This is a genomic window from Nitrospina sp. 32_T5 (genome assembly GCF_052156635.1).
Classification (GTDB): Bacteria; Nitrospinota; Nitrospinia; order Nitrospinales; family Nitrospinaceae; genus Nitrospina.
In genome coordinates this window covers 463,713-482,753 of record NZ_JBQKUO010000002.1, presented here as the reverse complement: position 1 = coordinate 482,753, position 19,041 = coordinate 463,713, and the positions used below count along the sequence as shown (strand labels likewise).

Here is a 19,041-nt window from a genome sequence, read left to right as displayed (position 1 = left end):
GTGTAAGGGATTGATTTACATATTGCCAAAAGTTTGTGAGTACAGTTTGAGGCGCAGCGCGTTGAGGCGGATGAATCCCTCGGCATCGGCCTGCCGGTAGATGTCGTCCTTTTCGAAGGAGGCCATGTCCTTGGAGTACAGGGATTTCTCGGCTTTCACCCCGGCCAGGATGCAGTTCCCTTTGTACAATTTCATGCGGACGGTGCCGTTGACGTGAACCTGTGTCTCGTCGATGGTCTTCTGCAACAGTTCCCGTTCCGGGGAGTACCAGAGTCCGTTGTAAATGAGCCGCGCGTAGGTGGGGATCAGTGAATCCCGCAGGAACATGATCTCGCGGTCCATCACCAGGGTCTCCAGCGCCCGGTGAGCCGCATGCAGGATGGTGCCGCCGGGAGTCTCATACACGCCGCGCGATTTCATGCCTACAAAGCGGTTTTCCACGATATCGATGCGTCCGATGCCGTTATCCCCCCCATACTCATTGAGCGTGGCGATCAGGTTGGCCGGGCTCATGGCCTCGCCGTTGATGGCGATGGGATTGCCCTGCTGGTAGGTGATTTCGATGTACGTCGGTTTGTCCGGAGCGTCTTCCGGTGACTTCGTCATCAGGAACATATCGGCGTCCGGCTCGTACCACGGATCCTCCAGCACCCCGCCTTCGTAGCTGATGTGAAACAGGTTGCGGTCCATGCTGTACGGCTTTTTCTTGGTGACGGGCACCGGGATGTTGTGCTTTGTGGCGTAGTCGATGAGGCTGCTCCGCGAGTCCAGGTCCCATTCCCGCCAAGGTGCGATGATGACCACATCCGGCTTCAGGATCATGTAGGTGAGCTCGAAGCGAACCTGGTCGTTGCCCTTGCCGGTCGCGCCGTGGGACACACCCTCCGCACCTTCCTGGTTGGCGATGCGGATCTGTTCCTTGGCGATCAGGGGACGCGCGATCGACGTTCCCAGCAGGTAATGGTTTTCATAAAAAGCGTTGGCGCGGAGCATGGGAAACAGGAAATCCTGCGCAAACTCTTCTTTCAGATCCTCAACGAACACCTTGCTCGCCCCGGTGGCGAGAGCTTTTTCCCGCACCGGTTCCAGCTCTGCTCCCTGGCCGATGTCGGCGCAGTAGGCGATGATCTCGCAGTGGTATTTCTCTTTGAGCCATTGAATGATGACGGAGGTATCCAGTCCTCCGGAATAAGCCAGCACGATTTTGTTCAGTTTGTCGGTCATGATTCTCGCATTCTATACAATTGAATATCGCCTTTTTAAAACAGCCCCCGTTCAGCCGCGTAGAAACCGGCCGGCCTGGATGATGTAGTGGGCCGCACCCCGCAAGGCACACCGGTCGTTGGTGATCACCTTCACCGGGACAGCACCCATCCAGGATTCGAATTTTTCTTTGTCGCAAAACGCTGCCAGAAACGGCCCGGACTTCAAGCGGGGCAGGATTCGAGGGGCAATGCCACCGCCGAGAAATATGCCGCCGCGGGCCACCACCTGCAGGGCCAGATTCCCGGCCACCGCACCGAAACTGCTCACAAACTGGTCCAGCGCCTGCTCACAGGGAAGGAACCCCTGTTCCATTCCCACGCGGGAAATGACTTCCGGCGGGTCGCCGTGTTGCAGTTCCGCCTCCAGCCAGCCGGGTGGCGGTTCCGGGTGGCGGGTCAGGAAAAACGCGTAAAGGGATTCCAGCCCCGACCCGGACAACACATGCTCGACGCAGACCCGATGATACTGTTTATTGAGGAATTGGACAAGCTCTGCTTCGAGGGGGGTCTGGGCGGGAAAATCAACATGCCCCCCCTCGGATTCAATGATCGCGAAACGGTCACCGCCCTCCACCGGGGCCAGCACGGCCTGTCCCAGGCCCGTCCCCGCTCCCAGGATGCCCACATTTCCCGTGGAATCGGCTTCACCCACCTGCAATACCGTCACATCCTGCTCACCGAGGTAAGGTATGGATGCAGCCTGGGCGGCAAAATCGTTGATGAGCGCCACCTTCTCCAGTTTCAGGGACTTTTTGAGGTCGCGGACGTCCACCACCCACGGCAGGTTGGTGACCTGACAGCGCCCGTCCCGTACCGGACCGGCGATGCCGAAACTGGCGTGAGTCAGGGACCCGGGTTTGGATTCAGAAAGAAACCGCTCCAACCCGGCGGTGAAATCGGCAAATTCCCGACTCTTGTAACGGGATTCGTGAACGATCTCCAGCACCCCCGCTTCGTCCCGGAACAAGGCCAGGCGGAAGTGGGTGCCGCCGATATCACCGGCCAGGATCATCGCGCTATTTCAGAAACGACCGGATGCGGTCGTCCAGCGCGTCCTGGTCTTTGGTGAACGATTGCAGGGCGGACTGGGTCATCAAATCATCCAGCGCAACCGTTTCCGGCCAGTCGGCAAGCTGGGGGATTTTCCCATGATCGTAAATCTTTTTGAGGTCGCCATCGGAGAAACGGTGAAACAGGTCAACCTTTGACTTCTCGCTGAATTTCACCAGATCCTCGCCGCCCATGCCGTCGGGATTACCGTCTTTCAAAAGCGTGTCCACGAACTGTTTGAACGTGTCTTCCACCTGCCACAACCGGGCCACCTGATTGCCCCAGCCGCCGGACATGTCCACGCCAGGCTTCAGGTCGGTATTGAGAATGTTTTTGACCTCCTCCGGTTTGCGTCCCGACTTTTGGAACTCCTGCATGGCCTTGGGCGGAATGGTCTGCACATCGACCCCGGCGAGCGCCGCCACCTGGTCGCCATTGCGGATGCTCGCCGCGATGAGCTTCGACGTCACCTGCTTGTCCTGCTTGCCCGCCTCCCGTACCGCGTGCTGGGTGGCGAAGGTGACCTTCTCACCGATGTTCGATCCATCGCCCAGCTTGTTGTCGCCGACCACGGCATTCAGGCGGCCGAGGAACACGTTCAGGTAATTGGGATTCGACAACCGGGCGGCCAGGTAGTTCTGGCGCGCCGAGAAACCGAGCGTGAAATTGATGGGGATGCCTTCTTTACGCAGGGTGCGGACGGCCAGGTAACCCTCCGGCGTCAGCGGGATTTTCACGATGAAGTATTCCGGGCATACCTTGTAGTAACGGCGCGCGTAGTCGAGCGTCGCTTCCAGGTCGCGGGACACCTTGGGATGCAGTTCGACGCTCACCTTCACCTTGAAGGCTTCCACCAGGCGCAGAGCGATACGGCAATTGATGACGAACCCGACTTCCCGGACCTGTTCGTCCTCCGACCAGCCGGAGGCGGCGGCGTTGAGCTTCTCCACGGTTTCCTTGATGAGGTCGTCCATGATGCCCGTCTGCACCACCTGGTTGGCGAGGGTGTTGTTGGTGGTGAGTGCGGACAGTTCCCGATGCCAGATGGATTTGGCCAGTTCCAGGTCGCCCGTGTCGATCCACAACTCGCTTCCCAACTCCTTCAGCCGTGCAAGCAGGGGATCGCTTTCATACTGGCCGGAGACATCGCCTCCGTCGATCTTTCGCGCGGCGATGCTGTGCACGAGGTCGTCCAGTTCTTTGCTGATGGTACCCATGTGATTACCTCTTTTCGTATCCTGGTTTGTTCAATAGTTGAAACATGTTCTTCTTGTAAAATTCGACTCCCGGCTGGTCGAAGGGGTTCACGTGCAGCAGGTATCCTGACAGGGCGATGGCCCTTTCGAAAAAATAAAACAATTCTCCCAGTGTTTCCGGCTCGCGGTTGTTCAATGTGAGGGTCATGTTCGGAACCCCGCCAGCAAGATGCGCCTGGGCGGTGCCTTCGTACGCCTTTTCGTTAACGTAATCGAGCTTCTTCCCTGCCAGGTAATTCAAGCCGTCCCGGTCGTCCTCCATCTTTGGAATCTTCAGGTCCCGGTTGGAGAGACCCACGCGCAGGAACGTTTCAAAAATGGTGCGCTGGCCTTCCTGCATCCACTGCCCCATCGAGTGCAAATCGGTGGTGTACTCCACCGATGCGGGATACAACCCGCGGTGATTCTTGCCCTCGCTTTCGCCGGTCAACTGCTTCCACCATTCCGCCACGTACTGGAGCGCGGGATGAAACGACGCCATCACCTCGGTGGTCTTGCCCCGCAGGTAAAGCAGGTGCCGCACCGCCGCATAGCGGCAGGCGGCGTTGTGCCTGATATCCGAATTGGCGGTGGTCGCGGCTTCTTCGTCCCGGGCACCCTGCAGGAGCTTGCGGATATCGATCCCCGCCACCGCGATGGGGAGCAGACCCACGGGCGTCAGTACGGAATAGCGTCCGCCGACATCGTCGGGAATGACAAAAGTCTTATACCCTTCGGCATCGGCCAGTTGCTTGAGGGCCCCTTTTCTCTGGTCGGTGGTGGCGACAATGCGCTTCCTCGCCTCCTCCACCCCCACTTCCTTTTCCAGCAATTCTTTCAGAATGCGGAAGGCAATGGCTGGTTCCGTCGTCGTGCCGGATTTGGAAATGACATTCAGGCACACCCTCCGGCCGCGAAGGGTCTCCACCAGATCAGAGAGGTAATCCCCGCTGATGTTGTGCCCGGCGTAAAAGATCTCCGGCGCTTTTTGAGCTCCCCCCAGCAGGGGCTGGCAGAAGGTGACCGCCGCCCGGGCGCCCAGGTAGGAACCGCCGATACCGATGACCACAAACGCGTCGCACTGTGCACGGATGGCGGAGGCGGTTTCCTCGATGGCAGCGATTTCCGCTTCTTCAATATGAGATGGTAAATGCAGCCAGCCCAGGTAATTGTTGCCCGGCCCCTTTCCCGACTCGAGAAGCTGGTGGACCCGATCGACCTCTCCCTGCAAGCTGCTCAGTTCTTCGTCGGAAACGAAGGGTTTGAGGTTGTCGATGTTGAGGGTGAGGTTGTTCATGTGGTTTGGACAGGTTTTAGATGATTCCGATTCAACCGCGTGGGGCTTTGTTTTCGGTCCCCAGCGAGACCAGGAAGTAATTACTGATTATATTTTGTTCGACGAGGTTTTGCGCGTATTTTTGCGCCTCGTCCACCGAACCGAACTTGCCGATGCGCACCTTGTACCAGTAACCGTTTGATTTCCGTTTCGTTTTCACCACATAAACGCCCTGCACCTGCTTACGTTTGAGAGCCCCTACGATCTCGTCGGCGTTGGCCTTCCGGTTAACAGCGGCGACCTGGATGGAATGTATTTTTGCAACGCCCTTTTGGGCCTGATTGGTCGGCGGCACGGCGATCGGTTTTGCCGTTTCTTCATTCCTCGGTGTTTCTCCGGAAAGCCCCCCGCCCTGCCCCATCCACACGACCAGGGCCACACCCCCTATCAAAACAAACAAGGCATTGAGTTTGTATTTCAGCGGCAGGCCGCCGAGCCAGTTGAGGCCGTCGAACAATCTAAATACCGACGCCCGCAGGGCCTCACGTCCAGCGGCGGTCACACCACCCAGTTTCTGCCACAGGACCGAACCGAAGGAACGTTCCACTCCGGTTTCCCGGTTCATTCGCTGGACCTGACGGACGTCCTCTCCGCGCAACAGTTTTACCTGTTTCCATTTCTCGGCCAATGTACGCTCGTTGGCGGCGGTCATCAACTGCGTCTGCCGGTCGGGGGCCAGCCGCTGGAACACCGCTTCGCACCGCTGGTGCAGGACCGGGTCCACCACGCGGAACCGTTCCTCGCAGAAGCTGGAGGCGATGAGATTCTCCAGCACTGTTCTCTGGTCCGGTTGCGCATGATCGAGCGCGTTCAGGTAAAACTGCACCGAATACGGGTCCTTCCGCTCCTTTTGGGAAAGAATGGGCAGGAGGAAAGCAATGATCTCATCCGACTGCGGCGCATTTTTCTCCAGCGCCTGCAGGAACACCGGTTCGGACTTGTTGGAGAACGTCTGCTGGTGCAGAAAAATGGAAACGAGGAAGTTCAGAATCTCCCGGTCCGCGTACCTTTCTTTGGTCAGGATGAGAAGCAGGAGATCGATTTCCGCATGCTCGAGGTTTCCTTTTTGAGTCAGCACGGAGACGATCATGTCCCGGTACGCCGTCTCCGACGGGTCCTGCAGAAACGCCTTGAGGTAAATATTGAGGGCCTGCCGGTCTTCCGCTCCAATGCTGAGCAGGTACTGCGCGTACTGACGGACAACCTTTTCTTTCAACCTGCGGCCGTGGCCCGGCAGGAAGTAAGACGATTCGGTGAAACGCATGAGCGCTTCGAACTTCGGCACCACTTCCTTCATCGGTCTCTGGAGGTCGATCCATTTGAGGCCGTCGAGCGCCTTCATGAAGCGGTGTTCGCCGAACATGCCGAACACCAGAAAACCGAAGAACAGGGAGATCACCACCACGCCCCACTTGATGGGGCGGTCGTCGAAAGTGAGGCCGGACAGGGCGATTTCGTGGATGAAAAACAGCGCGGCGAAGCCCGCCGTCATCATCAGGAAAAACGAGACGCCGAGGCGCACAAAATAGTATTTAAAGCTTTGGTAGAGCATCGTCCTCCATGGGAGCGGGAACGGTGGTCACCTCCCTGTCCGGCGGTACCGGCGGGATCACCTCGGCCTCCGGCGTCAGCGGTTTTTCCAAGTTGAGCTCTTCCTTGACCGCGATTTCCATTTTCTCCATCGTCATGAGGTCCGGCAGGTATCCGGTCTTCGTATCGACTCTCTGGAACTGGATGCCTTCCGGCTTGGGAAAGTTCACCCGCCCCTTGCCTTCCAGCGCCTTGTCCATGAAGTACGCCCAGATGGGGGCGGCGCCGCGCGACCCGGTCAGCCCGTTGCCGTTTTTATCGATCACCGGCTGGTTGTTATCGTAACCCACCCACACACTCGCCGCGTATTCCTTGGTGAATCCGATGAACCACGCGTCCTTGTAATCGTTGGTGGTGCCGGTCTTGCCGCCGGAGGGGTGGTGGAATCCCAACTGCCGCACCACACGCCCGGTGCCTTCGTCCATGACGCCCTGCATCATGTTGAGAAGCGGATAGACGGTTTTCGACGAGAACCGTTGCACGCCGTGAAAAAAATGCTGGTACAGCACGTTGCCGCGGAAGTCCTCAATGCGTTGAACGAAGTACGGTTCATTGAGTATCCCCTGGTTGGCGATGACGCTGTAAGCCGCGGCCATTTCCAGAGGCGACACGCCGGAGGTGCCGAGCGCCAGGGACAGGTTGTCACCCAGCGGACTGGTGATGCCGAACTGCCTGGCCGTTTGGATGACCCGGCGCGGGGTGAGGTTGTACACCAGTTTCGCGGAGACGGTGTTGAGCGAATTCATCAACGCTTTTTTGAGGATGACCGGGCCCATGTACTTGTTGCCGAAGTTGCTGGGTTCCCACGGTTCGCTTCCGGGAATGGGGAACCGGGTGGGTTCGTCCTCCACCACCGTCGCCGGGTGGTAACCCAGCTTCTCAAACGCCGCCATGTACACGATGGGTTTGAAGGCGGAGCCGGGCATGCGGTTGTTGGACACGGCACGGTTGAACTGGCTCTCCGAATAATTGCGCCCCCCCAACAGGGCGCGGATGGCACCGGTGCGGTTGTCGAGCATCACCAAAGCGGCCTGCAGCGGGTCCTTCAGGCCGGATTTCAGTTCCCGCTTCTCCAGGTATTTGAGGTGCGTTTCCACGGAGCGGTGCGCCAGTTGCTGAAAGCGGGTATCAAGCGTGGTGTAGATTTTGAGCCCGCCATAATGCACAAACTCCTTGCCGTAATCTTCCGCCAGTTTGTCGATGACAAACCGCACAAAGTACTGGTTGGGGTTCGATTCGATGCGCGGATTGACGAGGCCGAGGTTCATTTGCAGGGCCTGCTCGCGGTCGGTACGGCTGATGTATCCTTCCCGCTCCATGCGGGCCAGCACCGCCTGCGTACGGCGCATGGCACGTTCGGGATTGATGAACGGGTTGGCGTTGTTGGGCGAATTGGGCAGACCCGCGAGCATGGCCGCCTGCAGGAGGTTGAGGTCCTGCGCGCGTTTGGCGAAGTACTCCTGCGCCGCCTCCTCCACGCCGTAGGCCCCACTGCCGAAGTACACCTGGTTGCAGTAGGCTTCCAGGATTTCATCTTTAGTGAAAGTGGTCTCCATCTGCAGCGCGACCAGCAGTTCCTTCACCTTTCGCACCCAGTCGCGCTCGAACGAAAAGAACAGGTTCTTCGCCAGCTGCTGGGTGAGCGTGCTGCCACCCTGCACGATGGCGCGGCGTTGCAGGTTCACGTATAGAGCGCGAGCGAGGCCGATGTGATCGAGTCCGCTGTGCTGGTAAAACCGCGAGTCCTCGACGGCGATGATGGCTTTCAGAAAAAGGGGTGAGATGTTTTCCAGGTTCACCGGGTGGCGCTGGCCGAGGACTTTGATGATCTCCCCGTCGGCCGAATAGATTTCGGTAGGCAGGCTGAGGTTGATTTTCTCCAGGCTGTCCGGCAACTGTGGCAGGTCGTCGCGCATGTTCCAGTACACCCCGGCGGCCACGCACACAAACAGCACGAGCAGGGTGTACAGCACGAATACGGTTTTTTCCAGAGCGCGTCGGAACAAGACGGTGCCTCGAATGATTTAAAAACCCTGCATGAACGTTTCAGGATCCACGGCGCCCTCGGCGCCCGGCCTTTCAAACTGGGACAGCAGGTTGTTGGAGATTTCGCCGGGAATGGGAGTCAGCAACACATCGGTGAAAAATTCGGTTTCGTACTCGATTCCGAACATGGGCGATCCGCTGCCGCCCATGGAGTCCGGATTTTCCTGCAGGCCCACACGCAGGATGTGGTAGTTGTGCCGCAGGAACCACTGCGGATCCGGAAACAGCGCCTTTTGCGTGACCGGGTCCAGTGTCTTGAAGATTTTAAGGAACTCCGCCAACGTAAAGATGGTCTCACTACGGAAGCCAAGGTCCTCCAGTTGACCGCGCTGGACGGTGCGTGTGCTCTGGATTTCCACCAACTGGTCCGAGGAAAGAAAAACCTCGCGGATGGGGTAGTTCTGGTTGTCGATGAAGCTCACGGTGATCCACGGACCGAACTGGGTGAGCAGAACCCTCTGCCAGTTTTTATCCGCGTCGATCTCGATGAGGTCGTACGACGGGATCAGGTTCTTTGCCCACTGCCCCGGAAAGTCGTAATACAACTGCACGAACTTGTGGCGCGACACCACCTGCGGGCTGGAGGGAGACAGCTTTTCGAACAACTCCTTGAGCGACTGGATCGATTCCGCAGACCGTTCCTGAAGATTCAAACTGGACAGGAGAGATTCGATTTTTTTCTGCGCGGCGAGGTTTTCCCGGTCACGCTCCCATATCCTGCCGAGCTGGGGACGCGTGTGGTTTTCCCATTTCAAATAATAGCCAACGGCTTTCTCAAAAAGGTGGGTGGTGATTTCCAGGAAGCACAGCACCACCAGAATAGAGAAAAACAGGCCGACGTTGAGGTTTTCCCTGATTCCCGTATTTTTCAAACGGTCATCTCACGGTGATTTTGGGAGCGGATTTGGTGATCTTTTTCAGACGGTCGATCTTTTCCCGCAGGAGTTTCTTGTCCTCGCGGGTGCGCCCCGGACGACCTCGCTTTCGTGGGCGGTTGAGACGCGGTTTTTTCACCATCGACTGCGGCTCGTCCGCCAGGAGCTGGGCTTCCGGAAGAGCCTTGACCACATCCGTTCGCACCGCCTTGGTGGATGCGGCAGACGGTTTGAATTGACTCTCGATGTTTTTCAGGCACCGGTTCTGCTCATCCGTGGACATCTTGCGGAACAGGGACAGCACTTTTTTCTCCGACTCATCAATGGTGAGCAGGGTTTCGCGCGCGGGCTTTTTGAACACGATGTGACCGGTGCGGAAGTTCGCCGATTTGACCACCGGCGGATTCATGTTGAACGTTTCCAGGTCGACCGGGGTGATGTTGAACCGGTCCACTTTCTGCGTCAGCAACTGCTCAAGGGAAACGTTACCGAGCCTCGCCATTTTCACAAGGATGGAAACCGGGGCATCGCGCTCTCCCGCTTCATAACGGACATAGGTGCGAAAACCCACCTTCAGAATGTCCGCCATCGCAGATTGCGTGCACTTCAGTTCCTTGCGGATGGTCCGCATGTTTTGCGCCAGAATGGACATAATAAAAACTCCTTTCTCCAGCCCCACTCTCCCATTATATATTTTGCGCTAAGTTTTATCAAAACAGATAATTAAGGGAATGGAGCCCATACCCTCCCGATGACCGGGACCGTGACAGGGCTGTAGGGGAAAAAGGGGAAATTCAACCGTTCAGGAGACGGGCGGCAGGCAGGGCGGAGTACGTGAGGATCATCTGGGCGCCTGCACGCTTGATGCTGAGCAGGACTTCCAGCATCACCCGGTCGCCATCGACCCACCCTTTTTCGGCGGCGGCCATCAGCATGGAATACTCACCGCTCACATTGTACGCAGCAAGGGGTACGGGAAAGGTGTCGCGTACGCGGCGGATGATGTCCAGATAGGGCAATGCGGGTTTGACCATCAGGATGTCCGCACCTTCCTCGATATCCTGCTCCACTTCGCGCAGGGCTTCGTCGCTGTTGCCGGGGTCCATCTGGTACGACCGCCGGTCGCCGAACTGGGGCGCGGAATCCGCCGCCTCGCGGAACGGTCCGTAAAACGCCGACGCGTATTTGGCGGCATACGACATGATGAGCGTGCTCTGGTGGCTGTTTTTGTCCAACGCCTTCCTGATGGCCTGCACTCGCCCGTCCATCATGTCGGACGGGGCCACAATGTCCGCGCCGCAGTCGGCGTGCGTGAGAGACATGCGGGCCAGCAACTCCAGGGTGGGATCGTTGACCACCTCGTCGCCTTCCACCAGTCCGCAATGGCCGTGATCGGTGTACTCGTCGATGCACACGTCGGTGACGACCACCATCTCCGGCACTTTGGATTTGATTTCGCGGATGGCGCGCTGGACCACGCCGTCAGGATTGTACGCCTCTGTCCCCTGGGCGTCCTTGTGGTCCGGAATGCCAAACAGGATGACCGCCGGAATGCCCAGGGAATGTGCTTCCTTCACTTCCTGCCCCAGCAGGTCGATCGACAGGCGGTCAATGCCCGGCATGGACCCGATGGGCGTGCGCACGCCTTTGCCCTCGCACACAAACAACGGCAGGATGAGGTCGTCCGGCGTCAGCACGGTTTCGCGTACCATACGCTGGATGGCGGCGGATTTACGAAGCCGGCGGGGTCTGTGAATGGGAAACGGCATGCCAGATGAAACCTGAAATAAAAACAGTGACAGAATGGTCCTTAAAAGCAGACGATCTTATCATTATCCCCCAATTAGTCAATAATCTCCCATGTAAGATGAAGCTCCTTCGAGAGTACCCGCCGGATGCAGCCCGTGCATGCAGGGGGTCTCATGTTCCTGTCAAAATTTACCGGGGGAGGCCGACAATTTTGCCGTTGTCCGAGGGATTGTTTGACACCCAACGCTTTGCCCAAACTCAGGCCCAAATCAGAACACCCCCATAACCTCTTTCAAAAAAAGGTCCTGAAAGACTTTGCCCGATCACAGGCCCGAGTGGCACAGCTCTTGCTTTTGGAAAGGCAGCCAATCACATAGCAATACCCGACTGCCAATCGGGCAAAGGAAGGAGGGGTCGTTTTATGGACACCGAGGATTCTTATCTGGACGAGGTATACGAGCGTTTCAATCAGGCCATCATGAACGCCATCGTCAATTCCGAGGAAATCCGCGGCATTCTGAAAGAAATCGGCGGCAAGGGATACATCAACGAGTCGTCGGTCTTCAATCTGTTTTTGAGTCTGGAGGAGCTGGACGAATACATCCACTCCAGTTCTCCGGGATCGGCCGCCGGCCGGTTTCCGGGAAGCATGGAAGGCGTGGGGGAAAAGCCGGACCCGAACCACGGCGAGGCCACCACCCCGCCTGCACAGCCGCAGGTGGACGGACGCCGACTGACGGACACGGAACTCCGTTACCTGGAATACGCCATGCACCGCTTCGATGAGAAAAGCTGGCTGAAAAAAATCCGCCTTAAAATGTAATGAAGGCTCCGCTCCGGATTCCGGAGCGCAGTCCCTTCAACCCCGCACCGCTTCTTTAAATATCGTCGCGTCGCAGGATACATACTTGATCTGGCGCATGGGCACGATCAGCACCTCGTGGGTGGTGGTGATTTCCAGCACTTCCAGGTCATCACTGACAAAATGCTTTTGCGTGTCTTCCAGCACCAGTTCACTGTTGTCGACAAAAACCACTTTCAGCAGATACTCCATCTTTCATTCCCCCTGTAACCACTTCCCGCAAGAAACGGGAAGCCTCCCTGTTTACCCAATGCCCCCATTGGGCCCCAACAAACTTCAGTTTGGAAGCGGAACCGCCTCCAGCTTTTTATGTAAAGGATTACCCAGGTAATCCTCCACATAGTTTTTCAGATACCCCTTTTCGTACAGTTTCTTGTTGGACACCTGCGTGTTGACCTTGTGCAGAATCCGGAACCGGGTTCGTGGAAACCAGCTTTTGAATTCGTCGAACGTGACGCCGGAGATGTCCCTTTCCCCGCGCGAGGGATGCTCCATGATTACCTTGGGAATATAAACCCGGGTCTCGTGGGTCAACCGTTTGGCAATATCGCTGAACGTGAGCAGGGTCGAACAGTCCGAGTCGCCTCCCAGGGTGTCGTTCGGCACATACAGGAAACGCGCCCTGTGCCGGCGAAACGTTTGGAGAATGCGGTACACGCACCCGGAAACAACCACATGGTCGTTTTTCTCCACTTCGCAGGCGTCGAAGGTTTTGAGAATTTTATTGCGCGCAAGAAAGGTGGATATGTAAGGCTCGGTGTGGAGCATTTGCGTGTTGGGAAGGTCCGCATAATAGATTTTGCGGCTTTCTTCCGCCAGGTAGCGTCGCCCTTGACGCATGAGGTCAGACGTTTCCCGGTCGATGTACTTTAGCGGCGTCAGGCATCCCATCCACAACAGGCAGTCTGGGTTGATGCGGGAAATGGTCTTCGCGTCTTCGGACATGGTGTTGGGTCCGAAGGAATAAAAGTTGGCGGAGGTGACGGCGGGCCCGTCCAGAATTTTCATGAGCTGACGCACGGTGGGGCCGTGCGGCAGAAGCTTTTTACGGTACTCGCCCAGGGTGATGACCGACAATTCGAAACTGATGCGGCCGGGATAACGCTCGGCCAGTCGATGGATGCGTTCCGGTTGGACGAAACCCACCGTAAAAAACGTGACGCTTTTATCGGTCGTGTCCAGGAACTCTTCCAGCCAGTCCATCACCCGCGGATGCAGGAAGATGTCCGTCCATTCCATGTATTCATTGCCACCCAGAAGCCAGGAATGGCCCGGGCGTGTCGGGATCCTTTTAATTTCTTCAAGGATATTCTGCCACTGTTGCTCCGTGGTGCGGGGCACATCGATGGTGGGGCGGTAGCTGTGATCTTTTTCGTAGCAGAAAGTGCACTCGACCGGGCAGGTTTTGCCCAGACTGAGAGGGATCTTACCCTCCCGGATCTCCTGGCGGAGGACATCGTTCAAGATTTGCTGGTCCATAACCAACTTCCCTTTAAAAAGGAAGAGGGTTATTCTTCATCCCATTTTTCGAACTGTTCTTTCAGCGTTTCATCCAAAGGAACGGCTTCCCGCTCATCCGGGTCCAGTTGATCCACCATCATTTTTAAATGATTGGTCGCACACCCCATGTAGGCGAGGCTTTCCTGAACCAGCTTCACCGACATGGCTTTCAGGCGCTTGGCCAGTTCATTCAAGTGTTCTTCGTCAATGGGGCGAATGGAAGCGGCTTTTTTGAATTCAGCGATCGCTTCCTTGTACTTCTGCTCCCGGTGGTACTGATACCCTGCCTTGAACAGCTCCTGGACCTCTCTCACTTCTTCTACGGTAACGGGATCTTGATCCATATCCTCTTCAACTCAGCTTTTGCAGTTTGGCTAATATCGGGTCCAACGGTCCCTAGACCGCCAAGGATAAAAATAACCCTTGAAAGTGGTTTATTCTACCAAACGGACTGCTTTCCGTGTCAAAAAATCAGTGAAACGGGCGCACCTTGGGCATGGAGTCGAATGGACGAATTCACCGGGATTGGAAAAGGAAGAAAGAAAGGCAGTCCTACCCCAGACTTTGGGCCTTCAAAGTCCAATCAGCCATAATCGGGTCAGGGAGCAAAACTGCCTGGATATTCGTACCACCTTATATCTATCCGGCTACCAGGAGGGAGGCCAGTTCGGCCTGGTAAACTGGGTCGAAATTACTCTTTGGGAGGAGCTTCCTTATCCTCATAATAAGATTGCTTACAAATACCATGCGGACAGGGTCCCTGGGCATTTTCACACCCGGACGCCGCGACGGCGAACACGCTCAACATCAAGAAAATCACCAGTTTTCTCATTAATGTTCTCCTCAATAAAGACTTGCTGGCTTGCATGCCTGAGATGCAATTTAGAAATAGGTTTGTATCAATATTTTGATAACAATTCAATCAATTTTTTCAAAGATTGGAGGATTTTTTCGTTTCATCCTGTCCAGCTGCCTGCGGGCCCTCACAATCTGCAAATGAGCCTTGGTATCGATGCCGAGAACGACAAAATATCCGATGACAGCCAGAATAACCCCTACAATCACTCCCCCCACCCAAAGCGAAGCAAACACATCCGGTCCCATCTCCCACAAACTGCCCCAGGACAGGTTTTCCAGGTATTCCTGTTTGAACGGGCGGTCCAGAATCACCGCCCCCAGGTAATAGGTGCCTGCATAGACGAAAGGAGCTGTGAGGGCGTTGGTGACCTGCACCCCGATCAGGGCGCACAGCTTGCTGACCCGGAAGAACGCGGCTGTCACGAAACCCAGAGCCATCTGGAATCCAAACGTGGGCGTCGTGCTGATGAACAGGCCCAACGCCATCCCCCATGCCAGCTTTTCGGGGCTCGCCTGCAACCGGATGAACCGATAGTAAAAATATTTGCAGGCTCTTTTAATGGATTCCATAGTTCTTTTGGAATATAAAAAAGGGTGGAACGTGCCACCCGGTGGTCATTGAACCCCTCATTCTGGGAAAAACTGCAATGCCTTACTCACAGGAAGAACTGGATGCGATTCAAAATCAATTGCAAACCCTTCCCTGGGCCGGGAAAATTATAGCTTATGATCAGGTGGATTCCACCAACGATCTCGCGAAAAATTTGCTGTTGCAGGGTGCCGAAGAGGGCACCGTCGTTCTCGCGGACTCGCAAACCAAAGGAAAGGGGCGTCTCGGCCGTAGCTGGTATTCCGAGCCGGACACGGGGCTCTACTTTTCACTCATCCTGAAGCCCACACTCGACCAGGACGAGATTCCCCACCTGACCCTCATGGCGGCTGTGGCCGTGGTGGAGGCCCTCAACCAGATTGACTCCCAGAACGCCACCCTCAAATGGCCCAACGACATTCTGCTGAATAACCGCAAGCTGGGCGGCATCCTGTCAGAGCAAGTGGTGGATGGCCCGCATCCCGGGGTGGTCATTGGCATCGGCCTCAATGTCAGCCAGGAGGAATTCCCGGAAGACATCGCCCGCCTCGCAACATCATTATTGATAGAGGCCGGCACCCACCCAGCCCGCTTTGAGCTTTTAATCAATATTATTAAAAATTTACACAGCTACTATCAGATTTTACTTGAAGATAATGTAGGAATCGTTTTATCCCACTGGCGGCAAAACACGCGCATGTTGGGAACCCCCATCCTCCTCCGTCATGGCAACCAGACTCACTCCGGTATTGCTATGGATCTGGACGATTGCGGACGCCTGGTGGTGCACCTCGATTCCGGGGAGGAAGTCGCGTTTGAAAGCGGTGAAGTGACACTCTGCCAATAATTGGTCCCTACAGGGCCCCTGAAATACCGCCATAAAAATTAACCCTTGGCGGCCTGGGCTGCTTCCATTTCGGCCACAGGTGGTATTCCTCGACATGGATCACCGGATAGGTGTAAGTGGTAAAATCCAGTGGACGCGTCGTTTCGTCCGCCACCTTGCCCGCTACCGTGATTTCCCGTTTCGGTTCCAGCTTGGTTTTTTTATCGATTGACTCGATCCTGGCCAGAAACCGACCCCCGGTTTTATCCCCCATCTCAGGCTGAAGATGGTATCCCAAAGGCCTTTGAAGCACTTCCACCACGGTCACTGTCCCCTCCTTCTTGACATTTATGATGCTGCCCCCCAGAACCACATTGCGGCCCAGATGATCCTGGGGCGTGCTGCGGATTTCCGTGAATGGGGCCTGCGGCCTGCTTGCCTTTACCAGGTCGGAAGAGATGACTCCGGCACACCCTCCCATTCCCAGCACCCAGATACACAGAAGTCCCACCGTTTTGGATTTTATGTCTGTCACCACCAGTAAGGACCCCGACGGTAGTACCAGGCGGGCGAATAATACGGCCCCCAATATCCCCAATAACCATAGTAGGGGTAGCCGTAATAAACGTATTCATTTTTCTCCCATAGACGCAGTTCCTCAACGCTCACAACGACGTATTTGTATTCTGCATTGTCTATGGTACCGGTCCTGGATCCGGTCACGGTGCCTCCAACGGTAATCTCCCGGTCCTTGCTGTAAATCTCCGGCTCCAGAAATCCTTCATATCGCAGAATGACCCGGCCGGAGGACTCATCCCGGTCGTCCAGCCGTCCCGTCCAAGTCAAAGGCACCTCAATGATTTCGACCTCCGACCACCCTTTGTAAATGCGGGTCTGGACAATGATGCCTCCCAGCACCACCTTTTCCCCGGTAAAATGTTCAGGCCTCTGCATGATACGCTGCAGGCTGAAATCCATGTTCGTCTGTTCGCGCAGGGAGCCGGATATCGGATGAGCGCATCCAAACGCCACCCCGGCCAGAACCAGCCCGGCAAGCAGGCTTTTCCATCGAAACATCACATCACCTTCTTTCGAAAAAAGCCCCCTCCGTTTTCATTATACAACCCTGCCCGGGCCTGCGTTACAATAGAAAATCATGATCGAATTCTTCTTTGTACTGTACATTCTCTTGATGTTCATTTTTCCGCTTCCAACCCTTTCCGCCACCCTGGGCGCGGGAACGTGCTACCTCATTTTCCGCAAACACTACCTGTGGAAACACCAGCCACGCTCCGGACGCAAGCTGCTTGCGGTTTACTGGACAGGGGTGCTCATGAACCTGTCTCTCAGCCTGGCACTCGCGGTATCCATGGCTTTGATGGTTTACTACGTCATCTTCCCAAATTATTTTCTGATGGCCTTCAACGCCCTGTTCAGTTTTTCAGTTTCCTTCCGATGGTTTGACTACTCGCACTGGCTGATCCGGCTTTACATCAACCGCACAAAACAACTTCCTGCAAGAAGCCGCCAACCGGGGATTCTGGCCATGTTGATCGGCCAACGCCCCCATTCCGGGGTGGGATTGGGAATGATGCCTTCCTTCATTGACGTGGGATACTTGACGGTGAAGGAAAACCGGGTCCATTTTGCAGGACTCCTGATCCAGGAAACGTGGAATCCCGCCCAGTTTTCGGAACTTGAAAAAGTCGGTTCAGAAAAAATCCGCATGCTCCCCCAGCCGGACCGGCGGCACGGGGGCGCCGCCGTATACACCCTCGTCCTCCGGGACCAGTTCTACCCGTTTCGCAGCCGGGAACTGAGAGATCGAATCATCGAAACGCTTTCCTCCGGAAAGGAACAGGAGGCCTCCTCCCTTTCGGAAAAGGCACTTCCCCGATGGCGGCCCGCGGGTTGAACTGCCTCACGCATGGGGATAGAATGAACCACAGTATTCACAGGCTGCTATAAAAGGGAATCCCGGCCATGCCCGTCTCCGCATCCAAAGACTATTATAAAATCCTCGGCGTCACCAAGGCGGCGAAGATGAAAGAGATCAAAAAAGCCTACCGGGACCTCGCCAAGAAACATCATCCGGATATCAACCAGGGCAGTTCCAAATCGGAAGAAACCTTCAAACTGATTTCCGAAGCCTACACCACCCTGAGCGACTCCAAAAAACGCAAACAATATGATCAGATGCGTTCGCAGGGCACCGGGGCACCGCGGGGAAGCGGCCGCTCTTACCAGGGAGGAAACCCGTGGCAGGGTGCGTACGACTACGCCCGGCAATATACCCGGCAGGGTCCCCGTGAGGATTTCCGTGATGCCGGGCCACGACCGGAATTTGATGAAGAACCGCAGTTCGACCCGGACATGCCCACTCAGGGATTCGACCTTCAGTTCATGCTGGATGTTCCCTTCATCACCGCAGCACTGGGCGGAACCGTCCCCTTTCATTACGAAAAATACGTCACCTGCCCGGAATGCAACGGCAGTGGATTGAATACCGACCAGGACGCCTGCCCGGTTTGTGAGGGGATTCAACGCATCGTCGAACCGGTTTCGGTGAATGTGGACGTGCCGGGAGGGATTGCCGATCAGTACACCCTGCGTTTGCAAGGTGAAGGCGCATGCGGCAGAAACGGCGGCCCGCCGGGTGACCTGTTGCTCAAGGTATGCATCCAGCCGCATCCCCGGTTTCGCCGTGTGCAGTCGGATGTCTACGCAGACATCACCATCCCCGCCGAACTCGCGGAAAATGGCGGTCCCCTGGAAGTGGAAACATTGGATGGGAAGGAAACCATCATGGTGGAAGACGGCACCCTGACCGGCGAAGAATACCGCATTCCCGGAGTGGGAAGCCGCGAGCGTACCAGCAAAAAACGGGGTGACTTCATCGTCAAGTTCCACGTCGCCCAACCCGCGGCCTGAGGCGGGGAAATGAGCCTTCCTTTCCTCTTCCTGCTGATCATCATTCTCTGTGCCGTCGGCCTGGCCTATCTGCTTTTTCCAGAGGACAGAGCGCAAACCCCGCGCCGCACGGTCAGAAAACGTAAAGCCGCGAGTGCAACGCGCCCCCCTGCACTCCCCCGAACCCGCTCACCGGACGAAACCATGATGGCCAGGGCAGGCATGACGGAACGCGAAGCCATCCGAAAAGTGGTGGATGCTTTCGTCGATCAACATCCCGCCGAATCGGCAAAGATTCTTAAAAACTGGATGAGGGAAAGATAAAGGAAGCTCCGCTGGGAAGCGGGAGG

General features: G+C 56.3%; 20 protein-coding genes. 5 read left to right on the top strand and 15 right to left on the bottom strand.

Going from position 1 to position 19,041, the window contains the following annotated elements; translation table 11 throughout:
• Nucleotides 1–15 precede the first annotated feature (15 nt).
• From ACTRW9_RS07080 to hemB, 9 genes are all read right to left on the bottom strand, one after another.
• Nucleotides 16–1,224 carry an argininosuccinate synthase gene (locus ACTRW9_RS07080; protein ID WP_442428802.1) on the bottom strand — a complete coding sequence of 403 codons (1,209 nt, stop codon included), beginning with the start codon at nucleotides 1,222–1,224 and terminating at the stop codon, nucleotides 16–18.
• Between the two features lie 51 nt (nucleotides 1,225–1,275).
• On the bottom strand, nucleotides 1,276–2,277 hold the full coding sequence (glk, locus tag ACTRW9_RS07075; protein WP_442428801.1) for a glucokinase: 1,002 nt from the start codon (nucleotides 2,275–2,277) through the stop codon (nucleotides 1,276–1,278).
• 4 nt (nucleotides 2,278–2,281) lie between these two features.
• Nucleotides 2,282–3,532 carry a transaldolase family protein gene (locus ACTRW9_RS07070; protein WP_442428800.1) on the bottom strand — a complete coding sequence of 417 codons (1,251 nt, stop codon included), beginning with the start codon at nucleotides 3,530–3,532 and terminating at the stop codon, nucleotides 2,282–2,284.
• A gap of 4 nt (nucleotides 3,533–3,536) precedes the next feature.
• On the bottom strand, nucleotides 3,537–4,847 hold the full coding sequence (locus tag ACTRW9_RS07065) for a glucose-6-phosphate isomerase (RefSeq protein ID WP_442428799.1): 1,311 nt from the start codon (nucleotides 4,845–4,847) through the stop codon (nucleotides 3,537–3,539).
• A gap of 31 nt (nucleotides 4,848–4,878) precedes the next feature.
• Nucleotides 4,879–6,438: an SPOR domain-containing protein gene (locus ACTRW9_RS07060; protein WP_442428798.1), complete on the bottom strand. Its 1,560-nt coding sequence runs from the start codon at nucleotides 6,436–6,438 to the stop codon at nucleotides 4,879–4,881.
• Nucleotides 6,419–8,482 carry a transglycosylase domain-containing protein gene (locus ACTRW9_RS07055; protein ID WP_442428797.1) on the bottom strand — a complete coding sequence of 688 codons (2,064 nt, stop codon included), beginning with the start codon at nucleotides 8,480–8,482 and terminating at the stop codon, nucleotides 6,419–6,421. The genes ACTRW9_RS07060 and ACTRW9_RS07055 overlap by 20 nt, the downstream gene beginning before the upstream one ends.
• Before the next feature lie 18 nt (nucleotides 8,483–8,500).
• Nucleotides 8,501–9,394, bottom strand: coding sequence for a hypothetical protein (locus tag ACTRW9_RS07050; RefSeq protein ID WP_442428796.1), 894 nt, complete (start codon nucleotides 9,392–9,394; stop codon nucleotides 8,501–8,503).
• A gap of 4 nt (nucleotides 9,395–9,398) precedes the next feature.
• Nucleotides 9,399–10,049, bottom strand: coding sequence for a helix-turn-helix domain-containing protein (locus tag ACTRW9_RS07045; RefSeq protein WP_442425737.1), 651 nt, complete (start codon nucleotides 10,047–10,049; stop codon nucleotides 9,399–9,401).
• Between the two features lie 142 nt (nucleotides 10,050–10,191).
• Nucleotides 10,192–11,166, bottom strand: a complete 975-nt coding sequence (gene hemB, locus ACTRW9_RS07040) for a porphobilinogen synthase (protein ID WP_442428795.1) — start codon at nucleotides 11,164–11,166, stop codon at nucleotides 10,192–10,194.
• 401 nt (nucleotides 11,167–11,567) lie between these two features.
• Here hemB and ACTRW9_RS07035 point away from each other — a divergent pair, with 401 nt between their 5' ends.
• Nucleotides 11,568–11,969 (top strand): hypothetical protein, encoded by a 402-nt coding sequence (locus ACTRW9_RS07035; RefSeq protein WP_442428794.1) that lies wholly within the window; start codon nucleotides 11,568–11,570, stop codon nucleotides 11,967–11,969.
• A gap of 36 nt (nucleotides 11,970–12,005) precedes the next feature.
• On the opposite strand, the gene ACTRW9_RS07030 is transcribed toward ACTRW9_RS07035, so the two are convergent.
• From ACTRW9_RS07030 to ACTRW9_RS07015, 4 genes are all read right to left on the bottom strand, one after another.
• A complete protein-coding gene (locus tag ACTRW9_RS07030) occupies nucleotides 12,006–12,200 on the bottom strand; it encodes a hypothetical protein (protein WP_442425740.1) in 195 nt (64 codons plus the stop codon).
• An 84-nt stretch (nucleotides 12,201–12,284) separates the two neighbouring features.
• On the bottom strand, nucleotides 12,285–13,487 hold the full coding sequence (locus ACTRW9_RS07025; protein WP_442428793.1) for a radical SAM protein: 1,203 nt from the start codon (nucleotides 13,485–13,487) through the stop codon (nucleotides 12,285–12,287).
• A 29-nt stretch (nucleotides 13,488–13,516) separates the two neighbouring features.
• On the bottom strand, nucleotides 13,517–13,852 hold the full coding sequence (locus ACTRW9_RS07020) for a hypothetical protein (protein WP_442425742.1): 336 nt from the start codon (nucleotides 13,850–13,852) through the stop codon (nucleotides 13,517–13,519).
• Between the two features lie 574 nt (nucleotides 13,853–14,426).
• On the bottom strand, nucleotides 14,427–14,936 hold the full coding sequence (locus tag ACTRW9_RS07015; RefSeq protein WP_442425743.1) for a DUF2062 domain-containing protein: 510 nt from the start codon (nucleotides 14,934–14,936) through the stop codon (nucleotides 14,427–14,429).
• 41 nt (nucleotides 14,937–14,977) lie between these two features.
• Here ACTRW9_RS07015 and ACTRW9_RS07010 point away from each other — a divergent pair, with 41 nt between their 5' ends.
• Nucleotides 14,978–15,802, top strand: coding sequence for a biotin--[acetyl-CoA-carboxylase] ligase (locus tag ACTRW9_RS07010; RefSeq protein ID WP_442428792.1), 825 nt, complete (start codon nucleotides 14,978–14,980; stop codon nucleotides 15,800–15,802).
• A 7-nt stretch (nucleotides 15,803–15,809) separates the two neighbouring features.
• On the opposite strand, the gene ACTRW9_RS07005 is transcribed toward ACTRW9_RS07010, so the two are convergent.
• Nucleotides 15,810–16,319, bottom strand: coding sequence for a Slp family lipoprotein (locus ACTRW9_RS07005; RefSeq protein WP_442428791.1), 510 nt, complete (start codon nucleotides 16,317–16,319; stop codon nucleotides 15,810–15,812).
• On the bottom strand, nucleotides 16,313–16,858 hold the full coding sequence (locus ACTRW9_RS07000; protein ID WP_442428790.1) for a Slp family lipoprotein: 546 nt from the start codon (nucleotides 16,856–16,858) through the stop codon (nucleotides 16,313–16,315). Before ACTRW9_RS07000 ends, ACTRW9_RS07005 begins: the two co-directional genes overlap by 7 nt.
• A 79-nt stretch (nucleotides 16,859–16,937) precedes the next feature.
• Between ACTRW9_RS07000 and ACTRW9_RS06995 the strand changes: the two genes are divergently transcribed.
• The 3 genes from ACTRW9_RS06995 (at nucleotide 16,938) to ACTRW9_RS06985 (ending at nucleotide 19,015) form a co-directional block, all read left to right on the top strand.
• On the top strand, nucleotides 16,938–17,696 hold the full coding sequence (locus tag ACTRW9_RS06995; protein WP_442428789.1) for a hypothetical protein: 759 nt from the start codon (nucleotides 16,938–16,940) through the stop codon (nucleotides 17,694–17,696).
• Nucleotides 17,697–17,764: 68 nt separating this feature from the next.
• Nucleotides 17,765–18,712, top strand: a complete 948-nt coding sequence (locus ACTRW9_RS06990) for a DnaJ C-terminal domain-containing protein (protein ID WP_442428788.1) — start codon at nucleotides 17,765–17,767, stop codon at nucleotides 18,710–18,712.
• A gap of 9 nt (nucleotides 18,713–18,721) precedes the next feature.
• Nucleotides 18,722–19,015 (top strand): hypothetical protein, encoded by a 294-nt coding sequence (locus ACTRW9_RS06985; protein WP_442428787.1) that lies wholly within the window; start codon nucleotides 18,722–18,724, stop codon nucleotides 19,013–19,015.
• Nucleotides 19,016–19,041 lie beyond the last annotated feature (26 nt).